The organism is Promicromonospora sp. CA-289599, assembly GCF_050936155.1.
Classification (GTDB): Bacteria; Actinomycetota; Actinomycetes; order Actinomycetales; family Cellulomonadaceae; genus Promicromonospora.
In genome coordinates, this window is record NZ_JBNJNI010000001.1 from 739,427 (window position 1) to 756,246 (window position 16,820).

Genomic DNA, 16,820 nt, shown 5'->3' on the forward strand with positions numbered 1-16,820 from the left:
CACCACATAGAGCGTGCCTGGGCTGCCCGCCAGACGTGGCGGCGGGGCCAGCCAATCGAAGCATTACGGACAAGCCAAGACCAGCGGTATTTGCCGGTCACAGACCTGCGGAGGGCGGAGCCGAGTCGACACCGCGTCCGATCGATCTCGGAACGTGCGGTTTCTGCGTCTACCAGCGCCGATCGGTGTCGGCGACAGCACCACGAAGCACTGCCGCGAACTCGGCCGGACGCTCCATCCAGGGATGATGACCCGCTCCCGGAATGATCGTCACGTCGCAGCCCAGCTCGACTCCCAGCCGCCGCAGGCTTGCGGCAGGCCGGGGATCTTCCGCACCGCCGATGATCGTGGAACCGGCAGGTAGGACCGCACGCAGCCGGTCGATGTCGCTCTCCAGCGGCTCTGTCCTCTTGTCCGCGTTGAGCTGGGCGTTCATGGTCCAGTTGATCGGACGCAAGGCGTGCGCGGACTCCATGGCCCACTCCCACGCATGGTTCGGGTCACCATGATCGGTGAACCACGACAACGCCAGGTACTCGATCTCCTCCTCGTCAGTACGTGACGCGAGCACCTCGAGCTCTTCGAGCCGAGCCTGCTGCGAATCGGAGCGGCGTGCCCGCTCCGCGGTGCGCGTCGGATCGCGCCAGGGCCCGACGAACGGCCCGCACAGGTAGACAACTCTTGCGACCCGCTCAGGGTGCGCTCTCACGAAGCAGCTCGTCAGATCGGTTCCGTACGAATGTCCTACCAGGACCACCCGGTCATGACCCCAGGCATCGATCAGTTGCCCAAGGTCTTGGACATGGCGAGCCACGGTGTGCGGACCGTCCCATCGGGAACCGCCAGTGCCTCGCTGGTCGTAGCGATGCACCTGAGCCATGTCGTCGATCAAGGTCGCGACGGGCTCCAGGTAGTCAGGGAGGCCCGGCCCGCCGTGGACCAGGACGACCGGAAACTGATCCGCATCAGCAGCGCCCGACTGCCATGTCCTCAGCCGAACACCATCGTCCATCTCAAGCCAGCGCATCGTCATGGTGACAGCCCGGGTCCGAAGGTGGTCGTGTACCGCAGCACCGACAAGCCGGACAGAGCATGGGGAAATGGGCTGCCGGACACGGTCCACCCTCTGCTGTCGTACAGGCAGCGGGCAGCGGTGTTCGTCTCGAGTACGTGGAGCACTGCGGAGCTCATACCAGCGGCAGACAGCTCGGTCATGGCATCGAGAAGGGCCCCGCCGACGCCATGGCCCTGGGCTCTCGGGGCGACGGCCAGCAGAGCGACGTAGGCCGCGTCCGGCGGATCGTCCGCGTACCCACTGCCCGGCGAGAGCGTGAGTCCGAAGCCGACGGGCGTTCCGCCAGGCTCCCGCGCCAGAACCCACGACGGTGCGGCGGACTCCAGCTTGCCCCGGGCCCGGGCAAGGACCGTTTCCGGAACGTCGGCAGGCTCGATCCCGTCACGGGCGGCGGTCGCGGTGCGCCAAAGTTCGACGCAGGCGTCGACGTCGTTCGGCCCTCCAGCGGCTAATCGCATGTCGGGCATGCTAACGGGCGTCTTGAGGCATCCATCAGCCACAAGTGGGAGTTGGAGGGAAGGCGTGAACGAGTGGACAGCCGACATCTTGACGATCCGCGGCAGGGTAAGCGGGGAGTTGAGCGGTCAGATGGCGCGCAGCGCGCGGGGGCGGCGGCCGGCCGGCCCGTCGAGCGCTTCCGACGTCGCCTCGTCCGAGCACGACTAGGCTCATCGGCCGTGCTGGACCGTAAGGTGTTGAGCATATGCTGCGCTGCCGGCCGAGGTCCTGGGCGACGTGGCCGGTGTGGTCGGGGCAGAGGTCACTCTTCTCGATCGCCTCACCGGAGGCGTCAATGGGGGCGCCACGCGCGTTCAGCTGGCCGGAGGGGCAGATGCGGTGCTCAAAGCAGTGCAGTGGTGAGGCTGGCGTCAGACGGGGCTTTGACGGCGTTCATGTGTACCCAATGTGTCCCGCCCCGAGTTTGATGGAGACATCGACACCCGGAGGATTGGGCGCTAGGTCGGCACCACGGAAGCCGGTCCGTGACAAGGGGCCGTGGCGCGGTCTGGACGATCCCGAGATCGCGGCGGTGGAATACATCGACTGGTACAACGGCCGGCGTCTGCACGGCGAGCTCGGCCACGTCCCGCCGACCGCATACGAGGCGCTACACGCCGTGGCTGACCCGGTCACGCCGAGTCTGGAAACCAACTAACCAGCTCTCCATCAAACTCGGGGCTTGACACGGGGCCGCGCCCGCCCTCATACCCGCCACGGCCGACGCCCTGCCCGACGCACGCCACGCCGCACAAGCACTCCACCGGGTGATCAACTTTGCAACGACCCTGACCACTGCAGCAGGGGCCGGGCGGCCACCATTCGTTTGCCTGTATGACATGGTTCACATCTTGCTTTCGTTGCCGCAGCGGTCCCGCTCCCGGAGACTCCAGCTATGGCTCGCGCGCCGCGAACCAGGGCAATCTTCTGCAACCCCAAGAATTCATGTCCATGAGACTGCGGCAAGTCGCAGCCAGGGCCGGCGCCGTGTTCAGGGCTTCCGTATCAAGTCTCGTGGCCAAGGCGGCCAATGAGGATATCGCGGGCGCAGTGCGCCCAGATGGAGGAATGTCAAGATGGAATCCTTCTACCCCACGCACAAAAAGTGGCGGAGAAGTGCGGTGTTGATCGCAGCACTTGCTGGAGCCAGCCTGGCTTTCGGTGCGCCCCCGAGCGTCGCGACGGACGAGCCGACGGACGACGTGCCCGGCCACGAGCTACAGACGGGCCCCTCCGAAGACCAGCAGGCTATCGTCGACGCCGCCACGGACTACGTTGCGGGTGATGCTGCCACTGCTGTGTCCCTCGCCAGTTCCGCGTCCGCGCAGCGAGCAGTTCCGTTGACGGAGTCCGGGGACGGTGTCCTACGACTCTCATCGGCTCAGGGGGCTGTCGCGTTCGGCAAGGGAGGTGATATCTCGATCGCTGCAAACGTGGGGCTAGAGCTTCGGATCGATCTCAGCCTGAGCGCCGGCGCGACTGACACGGTGGACAGCTCGATGGTCGTCCCTGACGCGGCCCCTGCAACAGACATGGTTGCTCGAGCGACCGACGGCGGTGTACAGGTCTTGGCGATCCTCGCTGATGAAACTGCTTCGAACGAGATCGTCTTTCCGCTGGAAGTTCCGGACGGGACGGAACTGGCGGTTCAGAACGACGGCTCGATCGCGGTTCTGAGCAAGGTCGAGCGCGAGGTCGAGCTGCCAGGCGAGGCTGCACGGACTGCCGAGGCGGTCGAGGCAGTTGTCGGTGAGAAATTCACTTCAATCGATGACTTGGACAGTCTCTCGGACGAAGAGATCGGACTTCTCGCGGCCCTCCCGGACCCGGAGACCACGACAGTGACAGAGGTCGAGCAGATTGCTGAGATCGAGGCACCGTGGGCGGTGGACGCCGACGGAAGGGCGGTCCCGACTCGGTACATTCTGCACGGCAATGAACTGATCCAGATCGTCGAGACGAGTCCTGATACGGCATTCCCTGTCGTAGCGGATCCGAGCTGGAAGTGGTGGGTTGAGAAAGGGGCTAAGTGTGTCGGTGGGGCCATCTCGCTCGGAGCCCTAGGGTATGCAAAGACCGCCGTTGGCATCGCGAAGCTTGTAGTGAAGCTGAGGGCCGCTAAGGCGGGCACCTCGCTCGCCAAGGCATACTCTGCGTGGAAGAAGCTTGGCAGTTCCAATTCTGCGATATTCAAGGAGATTGTCAAGCAGATCAAGGCCCTCGGGAACAAAGTTGTCAAACACGGGTATTCTGGTATAGCGAAGCACAAAGCAACCAGTTCAAAGGCTGCTGCCAGTATCACCCTGTTGAAGGAAGGCGCCGCGGTGGTGGCTGGCGTCTTTGGCCTAGGCGCCTGCTACGATATGATTCGGGCTTGAAAGGGGTAATGACATGGACGGGTGGCCGCTGCTAGCTCAATGGGCACTGCTCCTTTCTCTTGCAGTGATATTCTTCGGATGTACCTGGTGGTTGGCGCAGAAGAAAGCGCGCGATGAGGGTCGCGAAGCGTCGACCCTGGCCGCGAAGGCGAAGATGTTCACGAGTTCGTTCGGCTTCTCTGAGTGGTCCGTGACGGTGCTCTTTGCGGCTTTTCTCGTGCCGCTTGCCATTCGGACATTGATGGCGTGACGCCTCAGCGGAGGCGCCCTACCCCGGGTGGAGGAGCCTCCGCTGAATCCCGAGGGCGGTTCGGAGTGACTGTTCAGGTCCCGGTCGGCGCCCAGGCGTGACCTTCGACGGCGTGGCGCTGGTCGGTCAGGGGCCGGGAACTGTGGCGTCCGGGACCACCTCAGGGCCAGGGTCGTTGCAAAGTTGATCACCCGGTTCACCAACACCGAGAACGGCGCACTGCGGCGCTCGGCGTTCTGGGACAGGTGGCAACGCGCTCTCACGGCGGCCGAGCTCTCCGGCTTCACCTTCCACGATCTGCGCCACTACTACGCGAGCCTGCTCATCCGCCACGGCGCATCCGTCAAGGCGGTCCAGGCTCGGCTGGGTCACAAGAACGCCAGCGAGACCCTGGACACCTACTCGCACCTGTGGCCCGACGAGGAGGAGCAGACGCGTACTGCGATCGACCTCGTCCTGAGTAGTCGACCGACCAAGTCCGTAGCGTCGAAAGCCGCGTGAGCGAGGCTGGGACCGTTGGAATTTCAACGGTCCCAGCCGACGGCGTGGTTGTGCCCGTCCGACCAGCCACCCGCGACTCAGCGGCTGCCGGTCAGACCCGGCTCCATCGCTGGTTCGCGTTGGAGTGGCACGACCACAGGATCACGGCCGTGCCGTTCGCTGTGGCCGCGCCGTTCACGTCGAGGCACAGCGACGGGGACCGAACACTGCTGATCGCGCTGCCGTTGGACGTCCACTGCTGGCTGTTGCCCCCGTTGCAGTCCCACAGCCGGACCGGGGTGCCGTTCGCGGCGTCCGCAGGGACGTCCAGGCACTTGCCCAGTATCCGCAGCGTCTGGCCGTTCTGGGTGATCTGCTGGTTGGAGTTGCTGTGGCAGTCCCAGATCTGCAGGCTCGTGCCGTTGGCGGTGGTGCCGTTCGGCACGTCGAGGCACCGGCCCGCGGACTCGCTCCGCAGCCGGAACGTGTTGCCCGAGGAGACGCCGTTGAGCGCGTCGAGGACGGCGTAGTAGGCGGGCTTCTTGTTGCCCGAGCGGTCGAACAGCAGGGGGTTGTCCGAGCGCCAGGAGGTGTCGTCGCGCACACCCCACACCGTGATGCCGGTGCACCGCGAGACCGCCAGGCACGCCCGGGTCACCGCCGCGTAGATGTTGGCCTGGTTGTTGCCCTGCTCCACGTCCAGCTCGGTGATCTGCACGTCGACACCCAGGTCCGCGAACCGCTGCAGGTTGGCCTGGTAGTCGCTGGAGAGCGAGGTCCCCAGGTGCGACTGGAACCCGACACAGTCGATCGGCACCCCACGGGCCTTGAAGTCCCTGACCATGTTGTAGATCCCGGTCGACTTCGCGTTGATCCCGTCGGTGTTGTAGTCGTTGTAGCAGAGCTTGGCGCCCGGGTCGGCCGCCCGCGCGGCCCTGAACGCCGCCTCGATCCAGTCGTTCCCCGTGCGCTGGAGGTTCGAGTCCCGCCGGCCACCCGAACCACCGTCGGCGAACGCCTCGTTGACGACGTCCCACGAGTGAATCTTGCCGCGGTAGTGGGTGGCGACCTGCGTGACATGGTTGAGCAGCGCGTTGCGCAGCGCACTGCCCTCCATGCTCTGCATCCAGCCCGGCTGCTGGGCGTGCCACGCGAGAGTGTGGCCGCGCACCTGCTTGCCGTTCTGGATCGCCCAGTTCGCGATCTGGTCGCCGCGTGAGAAGTTGAACTGGTTCTGCGACGGCTCGGTCGCGTCCATCTTCATCTCGTTCTCGGCCGTGATCATGTTGAACTCACGGTTCAAGATCGTGGTGTAGGCCGACTCGCTCAACCGCCCAGCCGGCACCGCCGCACCGAAGTACCGCCCGCTCTGCGCAGCCGCGGCGCCCAACGTGCTCTCCGCGGCCTGCGCCGGCGCGGCAGCCATCAAACCGGCAACCACTGATGCGACGCACAGCGCCGCACCCACCAAGGTGCGACGGCCAGGTCTTGACGTAGTCCTCATCGCGACTCCTCTTCTACGACACCTGGCGTCTTCGACAGGTGGGGGACCGAACAGAGACTCCGGTCGTGTGACATCACATAACTTCGCGGTCCGGCGCCCTGGCAAGGACTGAAACGATTAGGTGGGTCCGCAGGATGATCTGAGCCGGAGCGTCGCGCCGCGTTCCGACGCCGTCAACGGGATGCGTCCGGGACGCCGCAGCCGGGGTCCACCACAAAGGACTCGCCATGACTTCGATGACCACCGTGATCGACCGCCTCCCTCGAGGCGATCAACTCCCATGACCTCGACGCGATCGAGGCATGGTTCGCGCCCGGGTACTCGGTAACCACGCCTGCGCATCCCGTGCGGTCCTTCGCGGGTCGCCAGACCGTGCGGCGCACCTGGGAGGGGATCCTCGCTGCTCATCCCACCATGCAGGCAGGGGCGGAGCCGCAGGTCCACAGCTGCGACGAGATCTGGGCCGAGTGGGAGTACACGAGCGAGACCGGCGAGCACGGCCAGTTCTGGTTCCGCGGGGTGGCCGTCACGGTGAACAGCGAAGGCGTCATCGAGTCGGCGCGCTTCTACCCGGTCGACACCGAGGGCGGTTCCGGGCGCCAGTGAACCCCCGAGCACGTCGAGCCCCACGTGTTAGCCTCCACGGCGTCACTCTCCGTGGATGTCGCGCCCCTGCGGGCGTCCGCCCACTGGCAGTTCGCTGACGGCAGCCACCTCACCGCATGTGAAATCTGCTGATCTCCTGGAGAAGAACTGATCGATGACGGACCACACGCCGCGCTTCGATCTCGCGCACTGGAATGCCTACAACACCGTTCAGGGCACACGGCCCGTGCGCGCGCTGTGCCAACGGGTCCTGGCCCTGGCGGGACCAGGAACCCGCCGAATCGCTGTCGACCTCGGTGCCGGGGCCGGCATCGAGACCGCGGCGATGCTGACGGCAGGCTGGCGCGTCACGGCGATCGAGCCTGCCGCCGACACTGCCCTGACCGCCGTTCCCGACTCCGATCGGCCCGCTCTGGCGCACCGTCCCAGCTTCGTGCAGGACGCTCTCCCGCTCCCGCACGCGGACCTGGTCCATGCCTCGTACGCACTTCCGTTCGTGCCCGTAGCGGACTTCGACCGGGTCTGGAAGGCAGTCCGCGAGGCACTGCTCCCGGGCGGCTACCTCGCCGTCACATTGTTCGGCCCGAACGATGCGTGGGCACAAGACCCATCTATCGCCCCGGGACGCCTCACCTTCCACAGCCGAGCCGACGTCGAGCGCCTGCTGGACGGGCTCGACGTCGTCGACCTGGACGAGAAGGACCGCGAGGACCGGACGACCCGCGGCACCAAGCACTGGCACGTCTTCGAGGCGATTGCTCGTCGAGCGAAGTAAACCCTGACACGGGTGATTGTCAGCCCTTCGGTTGTGTGCCTCTTGAGGCCAGTGAAAGGGCTGGCGACGTAGCTTATGCGCGGTGCCGAGTTCGGCTCCTTGCGCGCGGACCCGCAGGACGCCGCCGGGTGAGCCAGCGCCGCCGCTTCGCCGCGCGAGCCGACACCCAGCTTGTCCAGGATGTTCGCCACGTGGAACTTCACCGTGGACTCGCTGATGTGCGGCTCGTGCGCGATCTCGCGATCGACAGCGGGATCCCCACCCGGATGATCAAGGAGATCCAGCCGTGCCTCGACAAGCCCCGCGCCATTACCGTCGAGGACCCCGAACCCGAACTGATCGAGTTCCTGACCCAGCAGCGCGACCGGATGAGCGCCAGGATCGACGTCCTGCCACAGCCTCCTGATTCCCGAGACAGCCCGTCAGGTCTACGACCACTTCGCCGACGTCCTCGACACATCAGACGGCCGACGTTCGCAGATCCTCGCTGTCGCACGCATCCTCGACCGGGCACGCCACGGCGAATACCACGCACTCGTAGAGCCCGTGCGCGACCACGCCACCGTGCTCCTCGAAGGCTGACCCAGCTGTACCGACCCACAACGCGCGGCGACGAGCACAACAGCCAGCGCATGGTGGGTCCGCAGCCCGCCCCGCACTGGGCTCGATCCTGTCTTTCCCGTGAGGAAAAAGACGACTAGATTCTCCGGTATGGAGACTGACGCAGCCGGAGCGCGTGCAGCGCTCGACGCAGTCGAGGCGACGAAGAAGCTCAATGCGGAGCGACTGCGACGCCCGAAGCGGTACTGGATCATGTTCGGATTGTTCCTCGCCGTGTTCGCGCTCCTGCCCTACACCACGAACTGGCCTGCACTGTTCCAGCTCGCCGTTCCCCCTGTCCTACTGATTCTCATCGCGGTTGTTGCGGCGTGGAAGCAGCCGACTGCGGTGCGGAAGATCAAGCTCTCAGGGCGGATGACGATCCAACTCGTCGGATTCGCGATCCTCGCGGGTGTCGTCGTCGGCCTCAGCCGAGCGGTCTACACCGAGCAAGGCTGGTGGTGGGTTCCTCTGATGGCCGCGGTGGTCGCATTCACCCTCGTCACCACCATGGGCCCGCTCATAGATCGCTCCTGGGCTCGCCAGGTCAGCCGAATCGAAAAGTGACAGTGCCTGCGCTCCCCGCTCTCGATCCGGTGATCCACCCGCTTCCACGGCTGCGAATCTGCGCTCTCCTCGACCCCGTCACAGAGGAAGAGTTCGCCACGCTCCGCGATCTGCTCCAAACAACCGATTCTGCGTTGAGCAAGCAGCTTTCCGCTCTCGCGGACGCGGGCTATGTCTCACAGCGCCGCGCGGCACGGAGCGGGAAGAGTCGAGTCCGGATACAACTCACCCCATCGGGACGGCGGGCATTCCACAACCACCTTGCCGCCCTCACAGCCCTCGCCAGCCGCACCGCCGATACTGCCTGACCCGCTACTGACTCGCCCACGTCCCGGCGAATGCCCCGACGCAGGTCAGAGCGTCAAGAGCGGACGAGTCGGTCTGTACGCCGGGTTCTCCCGGAGGGTGTGCCGGTATGTCTCGCGGTGTCCGCCGAGTTTGTTGGGCACCGCGAGAACGTTGGAATTTCGCGGTTCTGCCGAGGTCGCTGTGCGTTGGCGAGGGTGGCGTCAGATGGGCTCAGACGGCGGTCATGTGTACCCGATGTGTACCCGTCCACGACACATGCCCGGCAGCGCGCGATACGGAAACCATCGGACAGTCCCGCTCGCGCCTGGTGGTGAGAGAACGATGAACGCTCGCCATCTTAGCCAGTCCCATCCGCACGGAAGATGGCTTCCTCAGGGTTGGAGAGAGCGGCCTTGATATTGTCCGCGATCTTGTCAATCAGCTTTTGACCCCAGAAGGGGTCGTTCGTATCGTAAAAGATGGCTCGAATATGCCGCAGATCGAACGGGACGTCGTCCTGGTTGGACGATACTAGGATCACCGGCTTCTCCAGAGCATGCGCCAAGCCAAGCTCGTAGAACACATTCGGATTCTTAGACGTAAGCTCGGCGACAAGTACTTTCGCTTGCCGAATGCCACGCCAGACCTGATCCATGATCTTCCCAGTCGCGAAGATATCGTCATCCGCACGCACTGGCGTGAGCCCCGCCTGTTCGATTGCCGGCTTAAAGATGGCTTCGTAATAAGTGCCGAGCCGCCCACCAAAGGGTTGCATCACGAAACAGGATGTGCCGCTTGCCACGGCAACTTTCTTGGGCGTAGCGGCCATCGCCCCCGGGACGTGGTCATCTCGCCCAACATCGATCAAGCGCGGACGTTCACCACTGGCGTCGATGAGTTGTGCCGATCTCATCGACTCGTCGAAGATTTCTACAAACTCCTCGATCTTATCCGCGGGAATTTTGAACGTGTCTCGCAATGCATTGACAAAGAACTCTGAATCGGGCAGGTTCTCCCCTCGGTAGTGGGAATACACCTGCGCGAAGTCGGGCGCTTCGAGAACCGCTTCGCGCAACCCTGTTATCCGGTCCGTCTCGGACTGGGGGTAGAGAATGCTACGCGCTCTCTCCATCGGCACCAACGAGCCTTTGTCGCTTTTGTGGAAGCCGTACTTCTTGGATGACGAGACCTCCACCTGGAAAGCGCCATTCGCTGATCCGCCCGTAGCGAACTTTGCGGCGTCCGCAAGCGTCGTGGGCTTGCCTGCGTTCTGGTCGAAGATGGCCTGCGGAATACGAAGCGCCCGTTCGACGGCGTGCCTCGGGTACTTTGCTTGCTGTGCGGCAACTGCAGGCTTTCGTGGAGTTGTCTTCTTCGCCAGCGTCTTACGACCGCCGCTTTTCGATGACTTCCGGGCAGGTCTCTTGGAGGGACTCGCGGCCTTCGGACGTGCTGTCGTGGTGGAACTCGCAGGTTCAGGGGCGGGCAGGTCGCCGGATCGGGCTCCGTTATCGGAAGCTCCGTCGACGTCGACGGAGGCCGTCGCTTGTGCCGGACCCTGGACCTCGGTTGGTGTACCAGCCATGGGCTTGTCCTTTCGCGGGATTGCAGGCTACGGGGCACCTGGAAGCCCGGCGAGTTGCAACCTGACACGAACCAGGGCTGCAAGAGCTCCCGAATCGGCAATCGGGCCCTTGTGCACCGCGGCCATAGAACCCGTGTTCTTTCGGAAGGAGGCCGGAGATCCGATATCGGACCAATCGGCGTCGTCCCGGTCAGCGCGGGATTGCCGAAGTCTGGAACCCGCGTGTGTTTTGGAGTTCGAGCGGTTCACCCAAAAAGTCACCCGTTTTCGCCCACACACGGGTGCCTTGGCCACCGTCGCGGACTGCGTGAGGCGCGGCTGCAGGGTTCATCGGGACGGACATGTTCACCTACCGGGCGACCGGGCCGGACGGCGTCAAGCACGTAGCCACCGCGACCATCACCGTGACCAAGGACGACGAGCCCCCGGTCCCGATGGTCGCTCCCGGCATGGCGGCTGTCACGCTCCTGGGCGCCGGCCTGCTGACCGCCGTTCGACGTGGAATTCCAACGACCCGGCCGTTGGTCGTGTTGGCAGCGGATGGGGGGCTTGCGCGGACCTCTTGTGGACTATCTGCAGACTGCCACCATCGGATCGCACGGCGCAATGATCCCCAGCAAGCCGGTTCACCCGATACTTGCCTTGATCTGCCCCCGATCGCTCTGGACGATGGGGCCATGTCTCTCGTGCGTGCCGCACACCTTTCGGCCTGCGCCCTCGTTGCCGTCGCCGCTGTCACCCTCCCCGCCTGTTCGAGCGGCGAGGGCGAGTCGGAGTTGCGCAACGGCGCGCAGTACGCAGAGGCGGAGGGGTTCGACTGGCCGCTCACCGTCGAATGGGTCGCCTTTGAGTGCCCGGGCGCGAACCAGCTCGTGATCGTCACCGAAGACGGGACGGAGTACGCGGGCAACGGACTCGCGAAGGAGGCTGGGTGCGCCGACATCGATCCGATCTGGAGAGACGATCCCGACGTTGCCGGGCTGAAGGTCGACATCGGCGAGTTGATTGAGTGGGGCAACACATCCTGCGGGTATTAGCGGGCGCTTGCCCGCAAGCTCCCACAGACAGGCATGAGATGCGAGTCCGACATCCTGACGGAAAGGGCGTTGCGCCTCGGCAGAAAGTGCGCGCACGTTCCACGAGATATGTCACCGCATCCTCCACCGCCGATTATGGGCACAAATTCCAACGAGAGGGACGCCTTGAAGTCCGAGATTCGGGATAGCACCATTGCGAGCCTTTCCGAGAGAGTTCGCAAACGGGGATACACCAAGTACCTCACGGGCATGCGCCTCGTGAAACTCCGAGGTTTCAGTGATCGCGAGATTCGATTCGACTTTCCCGTGACAGCGTTGATCGGGCCAAACGGGGCAGGAAAGACTACGATCCTGGGCGCAGCGGGGCTCATCTACGACTCTGTGCCACCACGTCGGTTCTTCGCAAAGAGTGGTGCCTACGACGACAGCATGCGAGGGTGGCGCATCGAGTATGAGTTGATCGACCGCGATCGACCCGGTTCGCCCGCGTCTGTTGGTCGAACCGCGAGCTATCTGAAGGCCAAGTGGAACCGCGATGCCGTAAAGCGAGAGGTCGTAATATCTGGAATTGGACGAACCCTTCCAGCAAGTGAACGGAAGGACACCTACCGATTCATCGGAGGAGATTTTACAGGCGTTCGAGAAGTTGCCTTCTCGAAAGAGGTGGTCGACGCCGTCGAGAACATCCTTGGAAAGGCTGCCGCCAACTACCTTCAGGTCGACGCGGACAGCCAGGGGAAGTCGTCCATCTATGCCGTGCGTAGCGCCGACGACGAGGATCAGAACTATAGTGAGTTCCACTTTGGCGCGGGCGAGGCCAGTATTATTCGGATTGTCAGCCGCGTCGAAGAAGCCTCCAGTGGCTCCCTGCTTCTGATTGAGGAGATCGAGAATGGGTTACACCCGGTCGCCACTCGCCGCCTGGTTGAGTACTTGATCGATGTCGCCCGGCGGAAGTCTTGCCAGGTCATTTTCACCACCCATTCAAACGATGCACTTGCTCCGCTACCAACCGAGGCCGTGTGGTCGACGTATCGCGGAAGATTGACACAAGGAAAACTCGACGTCGCCGCACTGCGAACTCTCACAGGGCAGGTTGACGCTCAACTTGCCCTGTTTACCGAGGATGAGTTTGCCGCCTTGTTCGCAGAAGTCACCCTAAGAGCCTACTGCCAGGCAAAGAACTACGAGTTTGCTGGCATTGAGATCCACAGCTTGGGCGGTGCGGCGCCAGCGCGAGACCACACACGTTTTCACAATGCGAACCCACTGCGAAGATTCCGCGTTGCGGCACTTCTCGACGGCGACAAACGGAACGAAGATGGCTACGAGTCCCGCGAGATCACCGACCCATCGGACACGACCGACACTCCAGGCGAGGGGCGTGCCGATCTCGTCTACGGCCCGGGAGACGGCCACCCGGAGGCCACAGTCTTCGAGGACATTCAGGGCAGCCTAGATATCGTCGGAAACCTCCTCGGCAAATTGACCCTCGCACTGCAGTTGGATACTCCGATGCAATCTCGGGTCCGGGCGTCGATCGAAGAACGCAATCGAACCAACCGAGACATTCATCTGATATTCGGTCAGATAGGCGAAGATCTCGACTTCCTTGCAGAATCACTGGTGCAGCGGGCGTTCCTGAGCACTTGGGCCAACGCGTTCCCCGAAAAGGTCGCGGCCGTGTGGGACCCGTGTTCTTCGTTGTTCGTCCGAAAGTCGACGTCGTAGATCATCGCTACGCTGGACACCCTGGCAGACCTCACCGACTGTCGGAGTGTCCAGCGGGATGGGCCAATTCCCATGGCTCGCGAGCATTGGAGAATTTGCGACCAGCGGCGTTTCGCAAGGCCCATACCGACCCATCGGCGAACTGGACGTGGACTGTGCAGAGTTAAAACTGCGGCTGTTCGTTCACGGCCGGGGCGAAGTAGTCGCCAAGCATCTCCGAGACCCACGGTGGCTGGTGTGTCTCGCCGCGCGGTCCCATCTCGGCGAACCAGGGCTTGATGTCGAGGATCGGCGTTCCGTCGACCGCGTCGAGGTCTTCGACGTGCAGGTCCAGGCCGTCGATGGACAGGAGCCGGCAGCGTGAGACGCCGATCCAGTTCTGGCGGCGCATGTTCCGGTGCCCGAAGATCCCGACCTCGGGCCAGTCCGGGTTCTCGCGCGGGCGACGGGCACCGGGGTTGAGGTCGGTCTGGTCGGTCAGGTGGAAGAAGAACACGACCTCGAGGTGTGAGAACTCATCGAGCCCGGCAACCGCCGCCTGGGTGTAGGCGTCCGGGTCGATCCGGATGATCGAGTGTGTGCCGCCCCAGTAGTCGTCGGTCGGCTCGGTGCGCCCTCCGACGACACGAGCGACAGGGGTCATGACGATGGGGTCGGTCAACGTTCCTCCGGGAATCAGTTCGTAGCGGCCAGGTAGGCGCGAGCACGCTCGTCGAGAATAGCGACGTCCGAGTTGGTGGCCTTGTGGATCGCGAGCGCCGATCGCATCTCGACGATGGTCTGGCGAGCCCTTGCTGACTGCACGCCGTCCATCGCGTCGAGGGTCGTGCTCCAGGTGGCGCACGCGAGTTCAAGTTCGCCGCGTCTTGCCTGCACGTCTCCGAGGTAGCCCAGCGTGACGGCGTGAGTCCGCTTGAAGGCGGATGCCTTCCGGGTCACCACAGAGTGTTCGAGCTGCTGCTCGGCGCCGGCAAGATCTCCGATGTCTCGGAGTGTGTTGCCGGTCTCGTGCGCGAGGGACGCCTCGCCGAAGAAGAAGACTCGGGCGGGTTCGTCACCGCCCGGTGTTGCAGCCGCGAGGTCCCGTTCGGCCTGGACTAGCGCTGACGTTGCTGCGCTCTTCTGGCCTGTCGCGGCAAGCGCACGTGCGTGGACGACGCCGAGCAGTGCGCGCTCTCGTGGCGCGGCGGCTTCGTAGCGGTCGCCGTCCACGGAGGCTGCCGCGAGTTGATGGCCTTGGGTGAGGTGACCGAGGTCGATCGCTTGGTGTGCCATCGCCCGGAGTGTGTGCGCTGCCATCGCGGTGTCCTCGGCTTCCGCGGCTAGTTTGACCGAGGAGGTGAACAGGCCTTGGGCGATGCCGTGCTCCGCGTTGTCGAAGGCCATCCAGCCTGCGACGTAGGCCAGTTCGGAGGCAGCGGAGAACATCTCCCTCCGGAGCGTGTCGTCCACGAACGAGCCGTTCAGGAGTCGGTTCACGTCATCCGTGAGGTACTGCATGGCGGCGGCTCGCGCGTGCCCGCCGCCGTGCCGCTGGTCCATACGGGAGAAGAACGTCACGGACTCACGCACCGCTTCGATGTCACCGTGTCCGACGGTGCGAACGCCGTGTGCGGCGCGCTCGGCGGATCGGCGGGCCATCTCCGCCCACCAGGAATCGCTGGGTAGTGCGGTGGCGATGGCCGAGTAGGCTGCCACGCCGAGAAGGCCTCGACGGGTGAGATCCACGAACTTGCTCCCCAGGTCAGTCAGCCCGGTCAGCGTATCCATGTCCCACGTGGACAATCGACCAACGTCTCGTGCCGCGCTGCCGCGCTTCGTTCTGTAGAAGCCAATCTCGGCGTCCGTCTCGACGCCGAGAACGGCACGCAGGCTGTCGCGGTACTGCTTGCCGGGCCATCGTGATTGGCCTCGCTCGTACCGGGCTATCGCGTGGGCATCGAGGGTGGTGCGCTGGCCCGTTGTCGCCCAGACGTGCGCGTTGACGGCTTCCGCGAGTTCCGAGCGCGACATGGGCTCCCCGGCACGCATGCGGGACGGCAGTGCCACGCGCCGCGCACGGAGTAGGTCATTGCCCACTACTCAGTCCCCCTCGCGGGACGCGTAGGTGTCCAGAAGGACGCTCCCAGAATGCCCCGTTGATTGCCCTGCCCGGCCAGTCAGATCGCAACAAGACTAGCCACCACGCTCGCTCCCGGCGAGCACCCCAGATGGCTTTGCAACGTTCCGGAGAGTCCCGTGAAGAGCACAGCAGCAACGACGCGACGCCTCGATGAGCCGCACAAGCCGGTGCACAGCGTGATGCCTCCCAGCCAAGAAGGACGGTGCCCGATGGATATCGGCGACGGACTCACAGCAGCATCACGCATTCTGGCCCTCATCGGCGCCGACCGCATCGAGCTGGTAATCGTCACGCGCAACCGAGTCAGCCTCCAGCCGACCCACCTCAAAGAGGGCGAGCAGATCGCCCGCGAGCTCGGGTTGGACATGCCGCTGGATCACCGGATGTTCGTGCCCGGCAATACGCTCTGGACCGGGGAGTGCGATGGCCTGGAGGTCCAGGTCCGGTCGGTGCTGCGTCAGGCGGTGGACCGATGAGCGCCGTGACCATCACCTCCAGCCGCACCCTCGTGGCCCTCGACATCGATGGGACCCTGGTGGACGGCGAGAGCAAGATCCCGTCCGGAACAGTCCAGACGCTGGACCTGGCCCGCGCCGCCGGGCACGAGATCGTGCTCGCCTCAGGACGATCGCTGGCTGGTCTGCTGCCGATGGCGGTGCGGCTGGGTCTGACCGACGGGTGGGCAGTGGCCTCCAACGGCGCACTCACCGTCCGCCTGGACCGGGCGGCGCCGTCGGGATACGACGTCGTTGATTCCCGGACGTTCACCCCGGGGCCCGTGATCAGCCGTGCTGTGGCCCTGGTCCCGGCCGTGCAGGTCGCGGTGGAGGCGGTCGGGTGGGGGTGGCGCACGAACCGCCCGTTCGCGCCGGGGAAGCTGAACGGTCAGCAGAAGCCCGCAACACTCGACTATCTAACGACTGAGCCCGCCACCCGGGTCGTGCTCGCCGCACCAGGCATCCATCGGTTCACCGATGCTCTGCGCGCGACCGGGGTCACGGTCACGCCAATGGGGCCGGACTGGTGCGACATCACGGCGCTGGACGTGAACAAGGCGGTCGCGCTCGACGGCGTACGCCAGCACCTGCGCATCCCCACCGACCGCACCGTGGCTGTCGGAGACGGCGTCAACGACCGCGACATGTTTGGCTGGGCGGCACGCTCCGTAGCGATGGGACACGCATCCGCGATCGTGCGCAGTTCCGCCGACGAGACCACCGGCACCATCACCGAGGCCGGGGCTCTACCCGTGCTGCGCTCGCTCGTCCCAGCCGTAGACGGTTCGCTCTCGGGCCCTCACCCCGTTTGGTGGACACGCTGATAC

General features: G+C 64.7%; 17 protein-coding genes and 1 pseudogene. 11 read left to right on the plus strand and 7 right to left on the minus strand.

Annotated features, from left to right (window positions below; all coding sequences use genetic code 11):
- Positions 1-169 precede the first annotated feature (169 nt).
- Together ACQEVI_RS03160 and ACQEVI_RS03165 are read right to left on the minus strand one after the other, a co-directional pair.
- Positions 170-1,033, minus strand: a complete 864-nt coding sequence (locus tag ACQEVI_RS03160; RefSeq protein WP_432894578.1) for an alpha/beta fold hydrolase — start codon at positions 1,031-1,033, stop codon at positions 170-172.
- Complete coding sequence (locus ACQEVI_RS03165; RefSeq protein ID WP_432894581.1) at positions 1,030-1,533, minus strand: N-acetyltransferase family protein; 504 nt, start codon at positions 1,531-1,533, stop codon at positions 1,030-1,032. Before ACQEVI_RS03165 ends, ACQEVI_RS03160 begins: the two co-directional genes overlap by 4 nt.
- 1,116 nt (positions 1,534-2,649) lie before the next feature.
- Here ACQEVI_RS03165 and ACQEVI_RS03170 point away from each other — a divergent pair.
- The 3 genes from ACQEVI_RS03170 to ACQEVI_RS03180 all read left to right on the plus strand — a co-directional run bounded on the left by ACQEVI_RS03170 (position 2,650) and on the right by ACQEVI_RS03180 (position 4,702).
- Positions 2,650-3,951, plus strand: a complete 1,302-nt coding sequence (locus ACQEVI_RS03170; protein WP_432894584.1) for a hypothetical protein — start codon at positions 2,650-2,652, stop codon at positions 3,949-3,951.
- A 13-nt stretch (positions 3,952-3,964) separates the two neighbouring features.
- A complete protein-coding gene (locus tag ACQEVI_RS03175; protein ID WP_432894587.1) occupies positions 3,965-4,201 on the plus strand; it encodes a hypothetical protein in 237 nt (78 codons plus the stop codon).
- 183 nt (positions 4,202-4,384) lie between these two features.
- Positions 4,385-4,702, plus strand: a complete 318-nt coding sequence (locus ACQEVI_RS03180; protein ID WP_432894590.1) for a tyrosine-type recombinase/integrase — start codon at positions 4,385-4,387, stop codon at positions 4,700-4,702.
- A gap of 91 nt (positions 4,703-4,793) precedes the next feature.
- Here ACQEVI_RS03180 and ACQEVI_RS03185 read toward each other — a convergent pair whose 3' ends face one another.
- Positions 4,794-6,107: an endo-1,4-beta-xylanase gene (locus ACQEVI_RS03185; RefSeq protein WP_432894592.1), complete on the minus strand. Its 1,314-nt coding sequence runs from the start codon at positions 6,105-6,107 to the stop codon at positions 4,794-4,796.
- A 372-nt stretch (positions 6,108-6,479) separates the two neighbouring features.
- Between ACQEVI_RS03185 and ACQEVI_RS03190 the strand changes: the two genes are divergently transcribed.
- Together ACQEVI_RS03190 and ACQEVI_RS03195 are read left to right on the plus strand one after the other, a co-directional pair.
- Positions 6,480-6,791, plus strand: a complete 312-nt coding sequence (locus ACQEVI_RS03190) for a nuclear transport factor 2 family protein (protein WP_432905774.1) — start codon at positions 6,480-6,482, stop codon at positions 6,789-6,791.
- Between the two features lie 154 nt (positions 6,792-6,945).
- Positions 6,946-7,566, plus strand: a complete 621-nt coding sequence (locus ACQEVI_RS03195) for a methyltransferase domain-containing protein (protein WP_432894595.1) — start codon at positions 6,946-6,948, stop codon at positions 7,564-7,566.
- A 143-nt stretch (positions 7,567-7,709) separates the two neighbouring features.
- On the opposite strand, the pseudogene ACQEVI_RS03200 reads toward ACQEVI_RS03195, so the two are convergent.
- Positions 7,710-7,973 (minus strand): annotated as a pseudogene (locus tag ACQEVI_RS03200) (LuxR C-terminal-related transcriptional regulator); the annotation flags it as partial.
- Between the two features lie 304 nt (positions 7,974-8,277).
- Here ACQEVI_RS03200 and ACQEVI_RS03205 point away from each other — a divergent pair.
- Positions 8,278-8,733 carry a hypothetical protein gene (locus ACQEVI_RS03205; protein WP_432894598.1) on the plus strand — a complete coding sequence of 152 codons (456 nt, stop codon included), beginning with the start codon at positions 8,278-8,280 and terminating at the stop codon, positions 8,731-8,733.
- A 29-nt stretch (positions 8,734-8,762) separates the two neighbouring features.
- The gene (locus ACQEVI_RS03210) at positions 8,763-9,041 is read left to right on the plus strand and encodes a transcriptional regulator (protein WP_432905777.1); all 279 of its coding nucleotides are present in this window, start codon (positions 8,763-8,765) and stop codon (positions 9,039-9,041) included.
- A gap of 338 nt (positions 9,042-9,379) precedes the next feature.
- Here ACQEVI_RS03210 and ACQEVI_RS03215 read toward each other — a convergent pair whose 3' ends face one another.
- Entirely contained in the window at positions 9,380-10,606 is a 1,227-nt protein-coding gene (locus tag ACQEVI_RS03215; protein ID WP_432894601.1) for a hypothetical protein, read from the minus strand.
- Between the two features lie 677 nt (positions 10,607-11,283).
- Between ACQEVI_RS03215 and ACQEVI_RS03220 the strand changes: the two genes are divergently transcribed.
- Positions 11,284-11,643 carry a DUF2511 domain-containing protein gene (locus tag ACQEVI_RS03220; RefSeq protein ID WP_432894604.1) on the plus strand — a complete coding sequence of 120 codons (360 nt, stop codon included), beginning with the start codon at positions 11,284-11,286 and terminating at the stop codon, positions 11,641-11,643.
- Between the two features lie 165 nt (positions 11,644-11,808).
- Positions 11,809-13,374 (plus strand): ATP-dependent nuclease, encoded by a 1,566-nt coding sequence (locus ACQEVI_RS03225; protein WP_432894607.1) that lies wholly within the window; start codon positions 11,809-11,811, stop codon positions 13,372-13,374.
- A 163-nt stretch (positions 13,375-13,537) separates the two neighbouring features.
- Here the strand turns inward: ACQEVI_RS03225 and ACQEVI_RS03230 are convergent, their stop codons facing one another.
- Complete coding sequence (locus ACQEVI_RS03230) at positions 13,538-14,035, minus strand: SAM-dependent methyltransferase (protein ID WP_432894610.1); 498 nt, start codon at positions 14,033-14,035, stop codon at positions 13,538-13,540.
- Positions 14,036-14,049: 14 nt separating this feature from the next.
- On the minus strand, positions 14,050-15,387 hold the full coding sequence (locus ACQEVI_RS03235; RefSeq protein ID WP_432894613.1) for a hypothetical protein: 1,338 nt from the start codon (positions 15,385-15,387) through the stop codon (positions 14,050-14,052).
- A 225-nt stretch (positions 15,388-15,612) separates the two neighbouring features.
- Here ACQEVI_RS03235 and ACQEVI_RS03240 point away from each other — a divergent pair, with 225 nt between their 5' ends.
- A complete protein-coding gene (locus ACQEVI_RS03240; protein WP_432894616.1) occupies positions 15,613-15,972 on the plus strand; it encodes a hypothetical protein in 360 nt (119 codons plus the stop codon).
- Entirely contained in the window at positions 15,969-16,817 is an 849-nt protein-coding gene (locus tag ACQEVI_RS03245) for an HAD family hydrolase (RefSeq protein WP_432894619.1), read from the plus strand. The genes ACQEVI_RS03240 and ACQEVI_RS03245 overlap by 4 nt, the downstream gene beginning before the upstream one ends.
- Positions 16,818-16,820: the final 3 nt, after the last annotated feature.